At 54.0% G+C, this 17,415-nt stretch carries 19 protein-coding genes; 18 read left to right on the top strand and 1 reads right to left on the bottom strand.

Annotated elements, in window-relative coordinates; genetic code table 11:
• Positions 1-123: 123 nt before the first annotated feature.
• The 14 genes from yceD to ptsG all read left to right on the top strand — a co-directional run bounded on the left by yceD (position 124) and on the right by ptsG (position 12,497).
• Positions 124-645 (top strand): 23S rRNA accumulation protein YceD, encoded by a 522-nt coding sequence (gene yceD, locus AAEY27_RS13410; RefSeq protein ID WP_017456419.1) that lies wholly within the window; start codon positions 124-126, stop codon positions 643-645.
• 16 nt (positions 646-661) lie between these two features.
• On the top strand, positions 662-835 hold the full coding sequence (rpmF, locus tag AAEY27_RS13405; protein ID WP_007374494.1) for a 50S ribosomal protein L32: 174 nt from the start codon (positions 662-664) through the stop codon (positions 833-835).
• A gap of 79 nt (positions 836-914) precedes the next feature.
• The gene (gene plsX, locus AAEY27_RS13400) at positions 915-2,003 is read left to right on the top strand and encodes a phosphate acyltransferase PlsX (RefSeq protein WP_342321089.1); all 1,089 of its coding nucleotides are present in this window, start codon (positions 915-917) and stop codon (positions 2,001-2,003) included.
• A gap of 6 nt (positions 2,004-2,009) precedes the next feature.
• The gene (locus AAEY27_RS13395; protein WP_342321088.1) at positions 2,010-2,963 is read left to right on the top strand and encodes a beta-ketoacyl-ACP synthase III; all 954 of its coding nucleotides are present in this window, start codon (positions 2,010-2,012) and stop codon (positions 2,961-2,963) included.
• Between the two features lie 17 nt (positions 2,964-2,980).
• The gene (gene fabD, locus AAEY27_RS13390) at positions 2,981-3,910 is read left to right on the top strand and encodes an ACP S-malonyltransferase (protein WP_342321086.1); all 930 of its coding nucleotides are present in this window, start codon (positions 2,981-2,983) and stop codon (positions 3,908-3,910) included.
• 12 nt (positions 3,911-3,922) lie between these two features.
• Positions 3,923-4,657, top strand: coding sequence for a 3-oxoacyl-ACP reductase FabG (gene fabG, locus AAEY27_RS13385; protein ID WP_342321084.1), 735 nt, complete (start codon positions 3,923-3,925; stop codon positions 4,655-4,657).
• A gap of 154 nt (positions 4,658-4,811) precedes the next feature.
• On the top strand, positions 4,812-5,048 hold the full coding sequence (gene acpP, locus AAEY27_RS13380) for an acyl carrier protein (protein ID WP_000103754.1): 237 nt from the start codon (positions 4,812-4,814) through the stop codon (positions 5,046-5,048).
• Between the two features lie 91 nt (positions 5,049-5,139).
• Positions 5,140-6,381 (top strand): beta-ketoacyl-ACP synthase II, encoded by a 1,242-nt coding sequence (fabF, locus tag AAEY27_RS13375; RefSeq protein WP_342321082.1) that lies wholly within the window; start codon positions 5,140-5,142, stop codon positions 6,379-6,381.
• 111 nt (positions 6,382-6,492) lie between these two features.
• Entirely contained in the window at positions 6,493-7,302 is an 810-nt protein-coding gene (pabC, locus tag AAEY27_RS13370; protein WP_342321081.1) for an aminodeoxychorismate lyase, read from the top strand.
• 2 nt (positions 7,303-7,304) lie between these two features.
• A complete protein-coding gene (gene yceG / locus AAEY27_RS13365; protein WP_342321080.1) occupies positions 7,305-8,327 on the top strand; it encodes a cell division protein YceG in 1,023 nt (340 codons plus the stop codon).
• Positions 8,317-8,958 (top strand): dTMP kinase, encoded by a 642-nt coding sequence (gene tmk, locus AAEY27_RS13360; RefSeq protein ID WP_342321079.1) that lies wholly within the window; start codon positions 8,317-8,319, stop codon positions 8,956-8,958. Before yceG ends, tmk begins: the two co-directional genes overlap by 11 nt.
• The gene (gene holB / locus AAEY27_RS13355) at positions 8,955-9,959 is read left to right on the top strand and encodes a DNA polymerase III subunit delta' (protein ID WP_342321078.1); all 1,005 of its coding nucleotides are present in this window, start codon (positions 8,955-8,957) and stop codon (positions 9,957-9,959) included. Before tmk ends, holB begins: the two co-directional genes overlap by 4 nt.
• 10 nt (positions 9,960-9,969) lie before the next feature.
• A complete protein-coding gene (locus AAEY27_RS13350) occupies positions 9,970-10,764 on the top strand; it encodes a metal-dependent hydrolase (RefSeq protein WP_342321077.1) in 795 nt (264 codons plus the stop codon).
• A 299-nt stretch (positions 10,765-11,063) separates the two neighbouring features.
• Positions 11,064-12,497, top strand: a complete 1,434-nt coding sequence (gene ptsG, locus AAEY27_RS13345) for a PTS glucose transporter subunit IIBC (RefSeq protein ID WP_342321076.1) — start codon at positions 11,064-11,066, stop codon at positions 12,495-12,497.
• 197 nt (positions 12,498-12,694) lie between these two features.
• Here the strand turns inward: ptsG and fhuE are convergent, their stop codons facing one another.
• Positions 12,695-14,887, bottom strand: a complete 2,193-nt coding sequence (gene fhuE, locus AAEY27_RS13340) for a ferric-rhodotorulic acid/ferric-coprogen receptor FhuE (RefSeq protein ID WP_342321075.1) — start codon at positions 14,885-14,887, stop codon at positions 12,695-12,697.
• A 336-nt stretch (positions 14,888-15,223) separates the two neighbouring features.
• Between fhuE and hinT the strand changes: the two genes are divergently transcribed.
• The 4 genes from hinT to thiK are packed head-to-tail and all read left to right on the top strand — an operon-like array spanning position 15,224 to position 17,415.
• The gene (hinT, locus tag AAEY27_RS13335) at positions 15,224-15,583 is read left to right on the top strand and encodes a purine nucleoside phosphoramidase (protein WP_342321073.1); all 360 of its coding nucleotides are present in this window, start codon (positions 15,224-15,226) and stop codon (positions 15,581-15,583) included.
• The gene (locus AAEY27_RS13330; protein ID WP_342321071.1) at positions 15,584-15,958 is read left to right on the top strand and encodes a YcfL family protein; all 375 of its coding nucleotides are present in this window, start codon (positions 15,584-15,586) and stop codon (positions 15,956-15,958) included. It begins immediately after the preceding gene.
• A 10-nt stretch (positions 15,959-15,968) separates the two neighbouring features.
• Complete coding sequence (lpoB, locus tag AAEY27_RS13325) at positions 15,969-16,619, top strand: penicillin-binding protein activator LpoB (protein WP_342321069.1); 651 nt, start codon at positions 15,969-15,971, stop codon at positions 16,617-16,619.
• Positions 16,600-17,415, top strand: a complete 816-nt coding sequence (thiK, locus tag AAEY27_RS13320; RefSeq protein WP_342321068.1) for a thiamine kinase — start codon at positions 16,600-16,602, stop codon at positions 17,413-17,415. Before lpoB ends, thiK begins: the two co-directional genes overlap by 20 nt.

Below are 17,415 nucleotides of genomic sequence, written 5' to 3'. Positions count from 1 at the left end.
GGCTTAACCATGACAGGCAATTTAAACTATAGGCCGCAATGTGTGCGAATTATTGGCAAAAGGCAACCGTAGGCTGCCTTTTTCTTTGACTCTATGACGTTACAAAGTTAATATGCGCGCCCTATGCAAAAGGTAAAATTACCCCTGACTCTTGACCCGGTTCGTACGGCTCAAAAACGCCTTGATTACGAGGGTATTTATACTCCCGATCAGGCTGAGCGCGTCGCCGAGTCTGTTGTCAGTGTAGACAGTGATGTGGAGTGCTCCATGTCGTTCGCTATCGATAACCAACGCCTCGCGGTTTTAACCGGTGATGCGAAGGTCACGGTATCGCTCGAATGTCAGCGCTGCGGGAAACCGTTCACTCATCAGGTTTACACAACGTATTGTTTTAGCCCTGTGCGTTCTGACGAACAGGCTGAAGCACTGCCGGAAGCGTATGAGCCGATTGAGGTTAACGAATTCGGCGAAATCGACCTGCTGGCGTTGGTCGAGGATGAAATCATTCTCTCCTTGCCTGTAGTTCCGGTGCATGATTCTGAACACTGTGAAGTGTCCGAGGCGGACATGGTCTTTGGTGAACTGCCTGATGAAGCGCAGAAACCAAATCCATTTGCCGTATTAGCCAGCTTAAAGCGTAAGTAATTGAGGAGTAAGGTCCATGGCCGTACAACAGAATAAACCAACCCGTTCCAAACGTGGCATGCGTCGTTCCCATGACGCGCTGACCGCAGTCACCAGCCTGTCTGTAGACAAAACTTCTGGTGAAACCCACCTGCGTCACCACATCACCGCCGACGGTTTTTACCGCGGTCGCAAGGTTATCACTAAGTAATCACGCGCAAGCGTGGTGAAGCTTAGTGAGGATTTCCCCGCGTAAGCGGGGGAAAACCGAACCAGGCTGCGACGATACCTTGACACGCCTAACCCTGGCGTTAGATGTCATGGGGGGGGATTTTGGCCCCTCCGTGACAGTGCCTGCAGCTTTGCAGGCACTGAATTCTAATCCGCAACTCAGCCTTCTTTTAGTCGGCGATCCCGACGCTATCACGCCATTACTCGCCAAAGCTGATTTTGAGCAACGCTCCCGCTTGCTTATTGTTCCTGCACAGTCAGTTATTGCCAGTGATGTACGCGCTGCCCAGGCGATCCGTAATAGCCGCGGCACATCGATGCGAATAGCGCTGGAGCTGGTCAAAGAAGGGCGCGCTCAGGCCTGTGTCAGTGCAGGAAATACGGGTGCGCTGATGGGGCTTGCGAAAATGCTGCTCAAGCCGATTGATGGCATTGAGCGTCCTGCGCTGGTGACGGTATTGCCGCATCAGCAGAAGGGCAAAACCGTGGTGCTGGATCTCGGCGCGAATGTAGATTGCGATAGCACGATGTTGGCGCAATTCGCCGTGATGGGCGCAGTGATGGCGGAAGAGATCCTCGAGATAGCCAATCCACGTGTGGCATTGCTCAATATTGGTGAAGAAGAGACCAAAGGCCACGATAACATCCGCGATGCCGCGGCGCTGTTACGGTCGGTTTCCTCGATGAACTACATTGGTTATCTGGAAGCGAATGAATTGTTGACTGGTAAAACGGATGTATTGGTTTGTGACGGATTTACGGGAAACGTCACATTAAAAACAATGGAAGGTGTTGTCAGGATGTTCCTTTCACTGCTGAAATCACAGAGTGAAGGGAAAAAAAGGTCTTGGTGGCTGATTTTATTGAAGCGCTGGTTGCAAAAAAGTCTGATAAGGCGATTCAGTCACCTCAACCCCGACCAGTATAATGGCGCCTGTCTGTTAGGATTGCGCGGCACTGTGATTAAGAGCCATGGTGCAGCCAATCAGCGAGCATTTAGCGTCGCGATTGAACAGGCAGTGCAGGCGGTGCAGCGGCAGGTTCCACAACGGATTGCCGCTCGCCTGGAATCTGTGTACATACATTCTGCTTCGTCTGCGCAGGCCGACGAACACGAGAATGTATGTACATTACCCGAGAGTGACTGAGCGCACATGTATACAAAGATTATTGGTACCGGCAGTTATCTGCCAGAGCAGGTTCGTACAAACGCTGATTTAGAAAAAATGGTCGACACCTCTGACGAGTGGATTGTCACCCGCACAGGGATTCGTGAGCGTCGTATTGCTGCGGCAAACGAAACTGTCTCGACCATGGGCTTTGAAGCCGCTAAACGCGCGCTGGAAATGGCCGGCATCGATAACGATCAAATTGGCTTAATCATTGTTGCGACGACATCCGCAACCCACGCTTTTCCGAGCGCGGCATGCCAAATCCAGAGCATGCTCGATATCAAAGGCTGCCCGGCATTTGATGTTGCCGCTGCCTGCGCGGGCTTTACTTATGCGCTGAGCATTGCTGATCAATACGTTAAATCCGGCGCGGTAAAATACGCGCTGGTGATTGGTTCCGATGTGCTGGCACGCACATTAGATCCCGACGATCGCGGTACTATTATTCTGTTTGGCGATGGAGCAGGTGCTGCGGTGCTGGGCGCATCTAAAGAGCCAGGCATCATCTCAACGCATATGCACGCTGACGGTAGCTACGGTGAACTGTTAACGCTGCCAAACCTCGATCGCACAAACCCGAATAACCCAACCTATCTCACGATGGCCGGTAACGAAGTGTTTAAAGTTGCGGTCACCGAACTGGCGCGTATCGTCGATGAAACTTTAACGGCCAATAATCTCGAGCGTAGCGAACTGGACTGGCTGGTGCCGCACCAGGCTAACCTGCGCATCATCAGTGCAACGGCGAAAAAACTTGGTATGTCGATGGATAATGTGGTGGTGACGTTGGATCGCCATGGCAATACCTCTGCGGCATCTGTTCCAAGCGCACTGGATGAGGCCGTACGCGACGGGCGCATTAAACCAGGGCAACTGGTCCTGCTTGAAGCATTCGGCGGCGGGTTTACCTGGGGCTCCGCGCTGGTTCGTTTCTAAGTATTAAGGATAAGAAGATGACGCAATTCGCTTTTGTGTTCCCGGGACAAGGTTCCCAAGCCGTTGGCATGTTGGCCGATATGGCTGCAACCTATCCGGTTATTGAAGAGACTTTCCGTGAAGCCTCAGCTGCGCTGAGCTATGATCTCTGGACGCTGGTGCAACAAGGCCCGGCAGAAGAACTCAACAAAACCTGGCAGACCCAACCGGCGCTGTTGACCGCGTCTGTTGCGTTGTGGCGCATATGGCAGCAGCAGGGCGGTAAAACGCCTGCGCTGATGGCAGGGCACAGCTTGGGTGAATATTCAGCACTGGTTTGCGCGGGCGTGATCGCGTTTGCGGATGCTGTGCGTTTAGTTGAACTGCGCGGGAAATTTATGCAAGAAGCGGTACCAGCAGGTACCGGCGCGATGTCGGCTATTATTGGCCTTGATGACGCCTCAATTGCGAAAGCTTGTGAAGAGTCTGCCGAAGGGCAAGTGGTTTCTCCGGTAAACTACAATTCACCGGGCCAGGTCGTTATTGCTGGTCATAAAGAGGCCGTTGAACGTGCGGGCGCGGCTTGTAAAGCTGCTGGTGCGAAACGCGCTCTGCCGCTGCCGGTGAGCGTACCATCTCACTGCGCACTGATGAAGCCTGCGGCGGAAAAATTGGCCGCTGAACTGAACAATATCACTTTCAACGCACCGCAGATTCCCGTTATTAATAACGTGGATGTGATGTGCGAAACGACGCCAGAAGCGATTCGCGATGCGCTGGTACGCCAGCTTTATAGCCCGGTGCAGTGGACGAAGAGTGTGGAATTTATGGCGTCACAGGGCGTTGAGCACCTGTATGAAGTTGGTCCGGGTAAAGTCCTCACCGGTCTGACAAAACGTATTGTTGACACCCTGACAGCATCGGCTCTGAATGAGCCGGCGGCTATGTCAGAGGCACTTGCGCAATAAAAGAGGAAAACCATGAGTTTTGAAGGAAAAGTCGCGCTGGTTACCGGTGCAAGCCGCGGTATTGGCCGCGCAATTGCTGAAACTCTCGCAGCCCGTGGCGCGAAGGTTATCGGCACTGCGACCAGCGACAGTGGCGCGCAGGCGATCAGTGAGTATTTAGGTGCGAATGGCAAAGGTCTGCAGTTGAATGTGACCGATGCAGCATCTATCGAATCCGTTCTGGAAAACATTCGCGCTGAATTTGGCGAGGTTGATATTCTGGTTAATAACGCCGGGATCACCCGTGACAACCTGCTGATGCGCATGAAAGATGATGAGTGGACCGATATTATCGACACTAATCTTTCATCTGTTTTCCGTCTGTCAAAAGCGGTAATGCGGGCTATGATGAAAAAACGTCATGGTCGTATTATCACTATCGGTTCTGTGGTTGGTACCATGGGAAATGCTGGTCAGGCCAACTACGCTGCGGCGAAAGCGGGTCTTATCGGTTTCAGTAAATCGCTGGCGCGTGAAGTCGCGTCGCGCGGTATTACTGTAAACGTTGTTGCTCCGGGTTTTATTGAAACGGACATGACGCGTGCGCTGTCTGATGATCAGCGTGCGGGTATTCTGGCGCAGGTTCCTGCGGGTCGTCTTGGCGGCGTTCAGGAAATCGCCAGCGCGGTTGCATTTTTAGCCTCTGACGAAGCGGGTTACATCACTGGTGAGACCCTGAACGTCAATGGCGGAATGTATATGGTTTAACCACGATGAAATTTATTTGCGTTATTAGGGTGAAAAGCCTCAAAATAGCGTAAAATCGTGGTACGAACTGCCGGGATTTAGTTGCAAATTTTTCAACATTTTATACACTACGAAAACCATCGCGAAAGCGAGTTTTGATAGGAAATTTAAGAGTATGAGCACTATCGAAGAACGCGTTAAGAAAATTATCGGCGAACAGCTGGGCGTTAAGCAGGAAGAGGTTACCAACAATGCTTCCTTCGTTGAAGACCTGGGCGCTGATTCTCTTGACACCGTTGAGCTGGTAATGGCTCTGGAAGAAGAGTTTGATACTGAGATTCCGGACGAAGAAGCTGAGAAAATCACCACCGTTCAGGCTGCCATTGATTATATCAACGGCCACCAGGCGTAAGTGAACATCTCCAGGCGGTCACTCGACCGCCTGAGTTTTATCTAAAGCTACCCCAAGAACCTCTTTTTTCATCCCTCCCTGGAGGACAAACGTGTCTAAGCGTCGTGTAGTTGTGACCGGACTTGGCATGTTGTCTCCTGTCGGCAATACCGTAGAGTCTACCTGGAAAGCTCTCCTTGCCGGTCAGAGTGGCATCAGCCTGATCGACCATTTCGATACTAGCGCCTATGCAACCAAATTTGCTGGCTTAGTAAAGGATTTTAATTGTGAAGACATCATCTCGCGCAAAGAACAGCGCAAGATGGATGATTTCATCCAATATGGAATTGTAGCTGGCGTTCAGGCTATGCATGATTCCGGCCTTGAAGTGACAGAAGAAAACGCGTCTCGTATCGGCGCAGCGATTGGTTCTGGCATCGGCGGTCTCGGCCTGATCGAAGAAAACCACAGCTCCCTCGTCAAGGGTGGGCCGCGTAAAATCAGCCCGTTCTTCGTACCTTCAACCATTGTCAACATGGTGGCGGGTCATCTGACTATCATGTTTGGTCTGCAAGGCCCCAGCATTTCGATTGCCACTGCCTGTACGTCCGGCGTGCACAATATCGGTCACGCGGCGCGTATCATTGCCTATGGCGATGCAGACGCAATGCTGGCAGGCGGTGCAGAAAAAGCCAGTACCCCATTGGGTGTTGGTGGTTTTGGCGCTGCGCGCGCACTTTCCAGCCGTAACGATAATCCGCAGGCCGCGAGCCGTCCGTGGGATAAAGACCGAGATGGTTTTGTTCTCGGCGATGGTGCAGGCATCATTATGCTGGAAGAGTACGAGCATGCGAAAAAACGTGGCGCGAAGATTTACGCTGAAATCGTCGGCTTTGGTATGAGCAGCGATGCTTACCATATGACCTCTCCGCCGGAAAACGGCGCAGGCGCTGCGAAGGCCATGGTCAACGCACTGCGTGACGCGGGGATTACGCCGGGTCAAATCGGCTACGTCAACGCGCACGGCACCTCCACTCCGGCAGGTGATAAAGCGGAAGCGCAAGCGGTTAAATCCGTGTTTGGTGAAGCTGCTTACAGCGTCATGGTCAGTTCGACCAAATCAATGACCGGCCACTTGTTAGGTGCGGCGGGTGCAGTAGAGTCAATCTACTCCATCCTTGCACTGCGCGACCAGGCTGTTCCGCCAACCATCAACTTGGATAACCCGGATGAAGGTTGCGATCTGGATTTCGTGCCGCACGAGGCGCGCCAGGTCAGCGGTATGGAGTACGCTCTGTGTAACTCCTTCGGCTTCGGTGGTACCAACGGCTCGTTGATCTTCAAGAAAGTCTGATCATCCTGCTGCATAAAGGCCCGCTCGTCGGGCCTTTTCTATTCGGTTTTATCCCTCTTGTTCTCTGCTTTTCATCCTGCCAAACTGTCAGGTCATGCATAAGGAGCCGCTATGTTCTTGATAAATGGCACAGAGCAGCAATATCTTGCGGTCAATGACCGGGCGATGCAATTTGGCGATGGTTGTTTTACCACCGCGCGAATCATCGACGGGCAAATTCAGTTTGCATCCGCCCATTTGCGACGCCTGCAACTCGCCTGCGAACGTTTGTTCATTCCATTCACCGACTGGCAACTGCTGGCCCAGGAAATGGCTTCGCTGTCGCAGGGGCGAAAGGATGGCGTGGTCAAAGCGATCATCACGCGCGGTGCAGGTGGCCGTGGCTACAGCGCCGCAAACTGTGTTACGCCAACGCGTATTGTGTCTGTTGCTGCCAAACCTGCGCATTATGCGCGCTGGCAGCAGGAGGGCGTTACGCTGGCGTTGAGTGAAATCCGCCTTGGTCGTAACCCCGCGCTTGCGGGTATCAAACATCTTAATCGCCTTGAGCAAGTGCTGATCCGCGCCGGGCTTGAGCAAACCACCGCTGATGAAGCGCTGGTCCTCGACAGTGACGGCTGGGTCATTGAATGTTGTGCCGCCAATATCTTCTGGCGGCAGGGCAATAATGTGTATACCCCTCGTCTCGATCAGGCGGGTGTTGATGGCATTATGCGGCAGTATTGTTTACGCCAGTTGGCATCTTCCAGCTTTGATGTTGTCGAAGTGAATGCGCGGCAGGACGCGCTGGAACAGGCGGATGAAGTCATTATTTGTAACGCGTTGATGCCGGTTGTTCCGGTTCGCCAGTGGGCGGAACAGCACTGGGCTGCGCGTGATTTGTACCACTTTTTAGCCCCCCTTTGTGAGCACATAAATTAGTCATGAAAAGAATGTTACGCGTTGTTCTCCTTCTGTTAGTTGTGCTGGTCATTGCAGCTGGCGTGGGAGCCTGGAAGGTTCGCCAGTTGGCCGACAGCCAGATACTGATTAAAGATGAGACCATTTTTTCTCTGCCGGCAGGGACCGGCCGTGTCGCACTGGGTGAACTCCTGTATCGCGACAACGTGATTAACCGCCCCCGTGTTTTCCAGTGGTTGCTCCGCCTGGAGCCAGAACTCGCGCATTTCAAAGCGGGGACTTATCGTTTCACCCCCAAAATGACCGTGCGTGAAATGCTGCAACTGCTCGAAAGCGGCAAAGAAGCGCAGTTTCCGTTACGTTTGGTGGAAGGGATGCGCTTAAGCGACTATCTCAAACAGTTGCGCGACGCACCTTATCTCAAACACACCCTCAAAAATGATGATTACGCCACAGTGGCAGAAGCCCTGAAAATGGAACATCCGCAATGGGTTGAAGGCTGGTTCTGGCCGGACACCTGGATGTACACCGCTAATACCACGGATGTTGCACTCCTTAAACGCGCACATCTGAAAATGGTGCAAGCCGTTGAACATGCCTGGGAAGGGCGGGTGGAAGGCCTGCCATACAAAGATCAAAATCAACTGGTAACGATGGCCTCGATTGTTGAAAAAGAAACGGCCGTTGCCAGCGAACGCGATCAGGTGGCCTCGGTGTTTATTAACCGGCTGCGCGTTGGCATGCGGTTGCAGACCGATCCGACGGTGATCTACGGGATGGGCGCACGTTATAATGGTAAGCTGTCGCGCGCCGACCTGGAAACGCCGACCGATTACAACACTTATGTGATTAGCGGTCTGCCGCCAGGGCCGATTGCTACGCCGGGCGAGGCTTCACTGAAAGCCGCGGCGCATCCGGCGAAAACGCCGTATCTCTATTTTGTGGCTGATGGCAAAGGTGGGCATACGTTTAATACCAATCTCGCCAGCCATAACCGGTCAGTGCAGGACTACCTGAAAGTACTTAAGGAAAAAAATGGGCAGTAAATACATCGTAATTGAAGGGCTTGAAGGCGCGGGGAAAACCACGGCGCGTGATGTCATCGTTGAGACGCTGAAAGATCTTGGCGTCGGTGAGATGGTGTTTACGCGTGAGCCGGGCGGTACGCTGCTGGCTGAAAAACTGCGCAGTCTGGTGCTGGATATCCGCTCCGTCGGCGATGAAGTGATCACCGATAAAGCCGAAGTTCTGATGTTTTACGCCGCCCGTGTGCAATTGGTGGAAACCGTAATTAAACCCGCGCTGGCTCGTGGTTGCTGGGTGATTGGCGATCGCCACGATCTCTCAACGCAGGCGTATCAGGGCGGTGGGCGCGGCATCGACCAAAACATGCTGACGACCTTGCGCGACGCCGTACTCGGCGATTTTCGACCGGATCTAACGCTGTATCTTGATGTGACGCCGGAAGTGGGCCTGAAACGTGCCCGCGCGCGCGGTGAGCTGGATCGCATCGAGCAGGAATCGCTGGATTTCTTCAACCGTACCCGCGCTCGCTACCTGGAACTGGCCGCACAAGATAAGCGCATTCGCACGATTGATGCCACACAATCGCTGGAAAAAGTGATTGCTGATATCCGCCAGACCGTGGCTGCATGGGTGCAGGAGCAAGGCGCATGAAATGGTATCCGTGGCTGCGACCTGACTTTGAGCAACTGGTCGCCAGTTATCAGAGCGGACGCGGGCACCACGCGTTACTGATCCATGCATTGCCGGGCATGGGTGAAGATGCGCTGATGTATGCCATTAGCCGTTTTTTGCTGTGCCAGTCACCGGAAGGGCACAAAAGTTGCGGTCACTGCCGTGGCTGCCAGCTTATGCAGGCTGGTACGCATCCTGATTATTACGTTCTGGCGCCTGAGAAAGGTAAATCGACACTCGGCATCGACGCGGTGCGTGAAGTAAGCGAAAAGCTTTACGAGCACGCGCGCCTCGGTGGGGCGAAAGTAGTGTGCATTCAGGACGCGGCGCTATTGACCGATGCGGCCGCCAATGCGTTGCTCAAAACGTTAGAAGAACCGCCCGCGCAAACCTGGTTTTTCCTTGCCTGCCGGGAACCGGCGCGATTGCTGGCAACCTTGCGCAGCCGCTGTCGCTTGCATCATCTTGCGCCTCCTGCTGAAAACTATGCTTGTAGCTGGCTTGCGCGGGAAGTGACAATGTCACAAGAGGCGATCCTCACGGCATTGCGCCTGTGTGCAGGTTCGCCGGGTGCTGCACAAAACTTGCTCCAGGATGAACATTGGGTACAGCGGCAAGCGTTGTGTCAGGCTACCGGCGCAGCGCTGAACAGTGGTGACTGGTTTGCCATGCTTTCTGTACTGAACCACGATCGCGTCGCCGAGCGCCTGCAATGGCTCTCCTCGCTGTTTTTGGACGCGCTGAAAATGCAGCAAGGTGCGACGTTGCTCAGCAATGTGGACTCCCCGGCGCTGATCCAAAGCCTTGCACAACAACTGAGAAGCGACATCTTACATTCGCTGCTGCACGTGGTATTTACTTGCCGCGAGCAACTGCTGAGCGTTGTCGGTGTGAACCGCGAGTTACTGCTGACCGATCTATTATTAAATGTGGAACGTTACCTGCAACCCGGCGTGACGCTGCCTGTATCCCATCTTTAAGAGAAACATTATGTTTTTAGTCGACTCGCACTGCCACCTTGATGGCCTGGATTACCAGTCTTTGCATAAAGACGTTGATGACGTGCTGGCGAAAGCTGCCGCGCGCGATGTGAAGTTTTGCCTGGCCGTTGCCACCACGCTGCCGGGCTATCGTTCAATGCGCGAGCTCGTCGGCGAGCGCGACAATGTGGTCTTTTCCTGCGGTGTGCATCCGCTGAACCAGGATGAAGAGTACGACGTCGAAACCCTGCGCCAACTGGCGGCGGAAGAGGGCGTTGTGGCAATGGGTGAAACCGGTCTGGACTATTTTTATACGCCGGAAACCAAGCCGCGTCAGCAAGCGTCTTTCCGCAACCATATCCGCATCGGGCGTGAACTGAATAAACCGGTGATCGTGCATACCCGCGATGCGCGCGCCGACACGCTGGCGATCCTGCAAGAAGAGAAGGTGACGGATTGCGGTGGCGTGCTGCACTGCTTTACGGAGGATCGCGAAACAGCGGGTAAGCTGTTGGATATGGGCTTTTATATCTCGTTTTCCGGCATTGTGACCTTCCGTAACGCCGAGCAACTGCGTGATGCAGCGCGCTATGTACCGCTCGACCGGCTGCTGGTGGAAACCGACTCACCTTATCTCGCACCGGTCCCGCACCGCGGTAAAGAGAATCAGCCTGCTATGACGCGCGATGTGGCGGAATATATGGCCGTTTTGAAAGGCGTATCTATTGAAGAACTTGCGCAACAGACCACGCAAAACTTCGCCCGTTTGTTCCATATCGCACCGTCTCGCCTGCAATCTGCCTGATCTGTCAGCTTATTTTAGTACTCGTAATTAATAACCGATCAGAGTAAAGTTCACCGCCATAAAACGGGCGGTGACGGTTGTTTTTTATCCGAAACGAAGCGGTTTTTGTAAGGCAATGTGAGTTTTGTGACTGACGCTAGCTGAAACGTGATAACCATCAAACAAACCCGAGCCGATTTATTTTACTCTGTGTAATAAATAAGGGGCACTTAGATGCCCTTCCCACGGCGCGGTTCTCCCCCCGCGCCAATGCGCGAAAGCGTAGAAAAAAGCACTAATACTCAGGAGCACTCTCAATTATGTTTAAGAATGCATTTGCTAACCTGCAGAAGGTCGGTAAATCGCTGATGCTGCCAGTTTCCGTACTGCCTATCGCAGGTATCCTGCTGGGCGTCGGTTCTGCAAACTTCAGCTGGCTGCCAGAAGTGGTTTCCCATGTGATGGCCGAAGCGGGCGGTTCCGTTTTTGCCAACATGCCGCTGATCTTCGCTATCGGTGTTGCGCTTGGCTTCACCAATAACGACGGCGTTTCGGCTCTGGCTGCAGTTGTTGCCTACGGCATTATGGTGAAAACCATGGCCGTGGTTGCGCCTCTGGTTCTGCATTTACCTGCTGAAGAAATCACGGCGAAACACCTGGCGGATACCGGTGTTCTGGGCGGGATCATCTCCGGTGCGATTGCAGCGTATATGTTTAACCGCTTCTATCGCATTAAGCTGCCTGAGTATCTGGGCTTCTTCGCGGGCAAGCGCTTTGTCCCCATCATTTCTGGCCTGGCGGCGATTTTCACTGGCGTGATCCTCTCCTTCATTTGGCCGCCGATTGGTACCGCTATCCAGACATTCTCCCAGTGGGCTGCTTACCAGAACCCGGTTGTCGCGTTCGGTATTTACGGCTTCATTGAACGCTGCCTGGTGCCGTTTGGTCTGCACCACATCTGGAACGTACCTTTCCAGATGCAGATTGGTGAATTCACCAACGCTGCGGGCCAGGTGTTCCACGGCGACATTCCGCGTTACATGGCAGGCGACCCGACCGCAGGTAAACTGTCCGGCGGCTTCCTGTTCAAAATGTACGGTCTGCCGGCTGCCGCTATTGCTATCTGGCACTCTGCTAAACCGGAAAACCGCGCCAAAGTGGGCGGTATCATGATCTCCGCAGCACTGACCTCGTTCCTGACCGGTATTACCGAGCCAATCGAGTTCTCTTTCATGTTCGTTGCGCCGATCCTGTACATCATCCACGCGATTCTGGCTGGTCTGGCATTCCCGATCTGTATCCTGCTGGGTATGCGTGACGGTACGTCGTTCTCGCACGGTCTGATCGACTTCGTCGTGCTGAGCGGCAACAGCAGCAAGCTGTGGTTGTTCCCGATTATCGGTATTTGCTACGCGGTGATTTACTACACCGTGTTCCGTGTGCTGATTAAAGCACTGGATCTGAAAACCCCAGGCCGCGAAGAGACCACTGAAGAGAGCAAAGCTGGTGTAACCAGCGAAATGGCTCCGGCTCTGGTTTCCGCGTTTGGCGGTAAAGAAAACATCACCAACCTGGATGCGTGTATTACGCGTCTGCGTGTCAGCGTGGCTGACGTAGCGAAAGTGGATCAGGCTGGCCTGAAGAAGCTGGGTGCTGCGGGTGTGGTTGTTGCTGGTTCCGGTGTTCAGGCCATTTTCGGTACGAAATCCGATAACCTGAAAACCGAAATGGATGAATACATCCGCAACAACTAAGCCATAGTCTGGGGAGACTGAGGGAGCCTTGATGGCTCCCTTTTTTATTGCCTGCGGTTGTGCGCGCCGCGCGCCTCGCCGGATGGCGGCTTCGCCTTATCCGGCCTACCAAAAACCGCCACCGGGTGTTATTTCCACCGCACAACACTCATAAAAAAGGAGCCATCAGGCTCCTTTAAGGGGGTCATAGCGACTTATCAGAAGCTGTAGTTCGCGCTGACAGAGAAGTTACGCGGCTCGCCGAATACATACGTGCGGCTATCGACGTTAGTGTCATAAGTTTTATCGAACAGATTATCGACGTTCGCCTGTACGGAGAGTTGTTTCGTAACCTGATAACGGGCAAACAGATCAACCAGCGCGTAGCTACCCTGCTCGGAACGCAGCGTACCGTTTGCGGTGCTGACATTCGCCCAGACACGGTTTTGCCAGTTTACGCCGCCGCCAACTGTCAGGTCTTGCAGCATCGGCAGGCGGTAGCTGGTAAACACTTTCACCGACGTACGCGGCAGATTCGGGTTCACTGCATTGCCATCGCTGTCTTCCGCCACGTAACGGGTCGCGCCGAAAGTCATCTGCCAGTTATCGGTCAAGGCACCGTTAACTTCCAGTTCAACGCCTTTGCTCACTGCGCCATCAACGGCTTCGTACGCGCTTTCACCGTTAGAGCCAGGCACCACGCCGCCGGTCGTTTGGCCAAGATTGTCTTGTTCGATACGGAACACCGCCATGGATGCGGTCAGGCGGCTGTTCATCCAGTCGGATTTCACACCCAGTTCGTAGTTCTTACCGGTAACCGGTGAGAGGTATTTCCCCTCCTCATCACGATAAGCCTGCGGTTTAAAGATGGAGGTATAGCTGGCGTAAGTTGACCAGGTATCGTTGATGTCATACACCAGGCCCGCATAAGGCGTGATGTTGTTCTTCTCCATATTCTGCGTCAGCGTATCCAGTTTGTACTTGGTGTAACGCGCGCCAACGATCAGATGTAGCGGATCGGCAAGTGAAATGCGCGTTGCCATATAAGCGGACTGCTGACGCACCGTATCTTCCTGCGCCAGGCTTAGCGGGTTCCAGTTGGTTTCCGGGTAGTTGCCATTGAAATCGCTGTAATTACCTAAATCGGTATCAAGCACGTTTTCCCAGGCACTAAAGTAACGGTTATTTTGCTTGCTCAGGTTACCGCCAATCATCAACTCATGCTGACGACCAAACAGTTCGTAAGAGCCGTTGGCGAAGGTGTCGAGGGAGTCAACTTTACGCACGCCGGTGTTATAACCCGTGCCGCCGACATACGGGTAAGACGCGCCGTAAGGGCTCACCATCAAGCCGGTTGTTTTATCGATAGTGCCGTCAACATACATCGTCCGGCTATCGAGCTGCATTTCAGTGTGCGTGCCGTTAACCGTCAGCAGCCAGTCGCTGCCCAGATTCTGTTTCAGCGTGGCGAAGGTACGTTTGGAGACTTTATTGTTATACGCCCAGTCTGGCGCGGTGCTGTCACTGCGGCTCGGATTCGTTTTGGTCCCGTCGGTGTACCAACGCGGCAGGCCGCCCCAGGTTGGGCTATCGACATCGGTTTCCTGATAATCGTAACCCACAGAGAACGCAGTCGATTCAGTCAGATCCACATCTAACACGCCATAGAAGAATCGCTTCTCTTGGCTATAACGATCGAGCCAGCTATCGTTGTGCTGGTAACCGGCCACGACGCGACCACGAATATTGCCATTTTCAGTCAGCGGGGAAGAGACGTCAGCAACATAGCGTTGCTTGTTCCAGCTACCATATTCCGCAGAAACATTCGATTTGAACTCTCGGCTATCGGCATGTTTACGCACCATGTTCACGGAAGCCGAAGGGTTGCCGGATCCGGTCATCAGCCCGGTCGCGCCACGAACCACTTCAATACGCTCATACATTGCGGTGTCAGACAGCGCATCGCCCAGGTTCCAGCGAGCTTCAAACATGGTCGGAATGCCGTCAACCATGTAGTTATCAATCATAAAACCGCGAGAATAGAAGGTGCTGCGGTCGGAATCCGCTACGCTTTCAAACACACCCGTGGTGTTTTTCAACACGTCGCCGAGGGTTTCCAGCTTCTGATCTTTCATCCGCTGTTGGGTGGTGATACTGACGGATTGCGGAATATCGCGCTGAACCAGCGTCATTTTCGTCCCCGCAGCGGTCGTTTGCGCGTTGTAATCTTGTTCTGTCATGGCGCTGGTGTCGGCTGCGCTGGTTCCTTCAACAACTACCGTTTCTTCAGTATTGGTGGTTGCAGCGAAGCTGGCGGCGGGAGTTAACGCAAAGGCAATGCAAACAGCAAGCAGGGAAGGGGCAGCGGCAAACGCGCGCGCTCCGTCCTGAGCGTGTTCCGTGAAAGACATGATAAACCCTCAATGGTGTGTGAATGTGATGGCCCACTTGCGATACGTTGTCGTGGCGGGCCTGGTTTTCATTTGTTAGGCAATAATTGCGCATGGAAATGCAAATGCGAAATATACGCATTCACTCCATTGATGTAAACAGATGTAATATTCATTGGTGAAATGCTATTTCAGAACAGGGATGCGCAAGGGTTGGCTATTCGGGCATCGGCATCGCCCGAAAGGTGAAAGAAAAACAGCGTTATAGTTGAAACAACAAGAGAATCTCGATCATACTCTAGGGCACGTAATTGACGACGGCTGCGGGCTGGCCCGCGCATATAAAAGGAAAACGTCATGGCCGAAGAAACGATTTTCAGCAAAATCATCCGCCGAGAAATTCCCGCGGATATCGTGTACCAGGACGAACTGGTCACCGCGTTTCGCGATATCTCCCCACAAGCACCCACACATGTACTTATCGTACCCAATATCCTGATCCCAACCGTCAATGACGTCACCGAAGCGCATGAACAAGCGATGGGACGTATGCTGACTGTCGCGGCGAAAATTGCCCGTGACGAAGGGATTGCCGAAGATGGCTACCGTTTGATCATGAACTGTAATCGTCACGGCGGGCAGGAGGTTTACCATATCCATATGCACCTGCTGGGCGGGCGCGCACTGGGGCCAATGCTGGCTCATAAAGGTCCTTAGATGACAAGTGGGCGTGTCGCTTTATTACTGGCGGCGTTGACGCTGGTGGGATGCAGTTCGCGTCCGGCGATCCCGGTCGCCAGCGATCAAACGTTAGTGATGGAGTCCAGCATACTGGCAGCAGGCATTATCGCCCAGCCGCCGACATTCAGTACGCAGGAGATCCAACCTTCAGCGTCCTCCCGGCTGTTTAACGAAAGGCAACAGCCCGTAACCCTGCATTATCGTTTTTACTGGTATGACGCCAGAGGTCTGGAAATGCACCCCCTGGAAGAGCCGCGCAGCGTGACGATCCAGGGTAATTCCGGCGTGACGCTTTACGGCAGCGCCAATTATCTGGGTGCACACAGCGTCAGACTTTATCTCTACCTGTAAGAGGTGACACTTGATTAAAACTATTGGACGCTACGCGTTATTGACCACACTTGCCGTGCTCCTTGCGGGCTGTATCAGCGATCAGCAACCGGCTCCGGTTGAATCGGCCGGCGGTACGGAACAACCGGCGCAACCACAGCAGCCGCAACAACCGGTCCCGACGGTGCCTTCTGTTCCCACATTGCCACAGCAGCCAGGGCCGATTGAACATCAGGATCAAAATGGCCAGCCCGTGCCGCGCGAACGTCATTATGACTGGAATGGCGCAGTGCAGCCGATGGTGGGCAAAATGCTGCAAGCCAGCGGCGCGGACGCAGGCAGTGTTCTGCTGGTGGATAGCGTAAACAACCGTACTAACGGCTCCATTAACACCAGCGAAGCGACGGAAGTGGTACGCAACGCGTTGGTGAATAACGGCAAGTTCACGCTGATTACCGCGCAACAATTGGCGGTTGCCAAACAACAACTGGGGCTTTCCCCGCAAGACAGCCTGGGAACCCGCAGTAAAGCTATCGGTATCGCCCGCAATGTCGGGGCGCAATACGTGCTGTACTCCAATGCCACCGGCAATGCCAACGCACCGGCGCTGCAAATGCAATTAATGCTGGTGCAGACCGGCGAGATTATCTGGTCGGGTAAAGGTGCGGTTCAGCAACAATAAACAGACGCGTGACGACATACTGTCACGCTACTTTCCGCACTACACTCCTGCTGCCAGCCAGAACGTCGGGCTAAGCGGCGGGAGCTGTCTTATTAGCGACGGGCAACATACGCTGGTGTTGCGTGAGCGGCACCAGGCAACATCGTCACCGTTCTTGCGCCAATACCGTTTACTTCGTCATTTGCCTGCGACTCTCGCACCGCAGCCGCGTTTCTATACGCGCGGCTGGATGGCGATTGATTATTTACCCGGCGAGACGAAAACCGCGCTGCCGCAGGCCGACGTGCTGGCGGCATTGCTGTATGATTTGCACCGCCAAACGCTGTTTGGCTGGCGCATCACGCTGCTGCCTTTGCTTGAACGCTACTGGCAGCAAAGCGCGCCCGCGCGGCGAACGCCGTTCTGGCTGCGGCAGCTTAAACGGTTGCGGCGGCTGGGTGAACCCGCGCCATTGCGGCTTGCGCCATTACATATGGATGTCCACGCGGGCAATATTGTGTATGGCGCGTCGGGGTTGCGGCTGATCGACTGGGAATATGCCGGGGATGGCGATGTCGCGCTCGAACTGGCCGCCATCTGGGCGGAAGACGAAACGCAACGGCGGCAAGTGGTCAACAGCTATGCGCGCCAGGCAGCCATCGAGCCGGTGCGGTTATGGCAGCATGTCAATCGCTGGCGCCCCTGGGTGCTGATGCTCATGGCGGGTTGGTATGAGTGCCGCTGGCAGCAAACCGGCGATCAACAATTTATTACGCTGGCGAATGAAATATGGCGTCAGCTTCAGTCTGAAGGATAA

It is taken from the genome of Kosakonia sp. BYX6, from assembly GCF_038449125.1.
Taxonomy (GTDB): domain Bacteria; phylum Pseudomonadota; class Gammaproteobacteria; order Enterobacterales; family Enterobacteriaceae; genus Kosakonia; species Kosakonia calanthes.
Note: the sequence above shows the minus strand (reverse complement) of the source record. Positions and strands in the feature narration are given on the sequence as shown.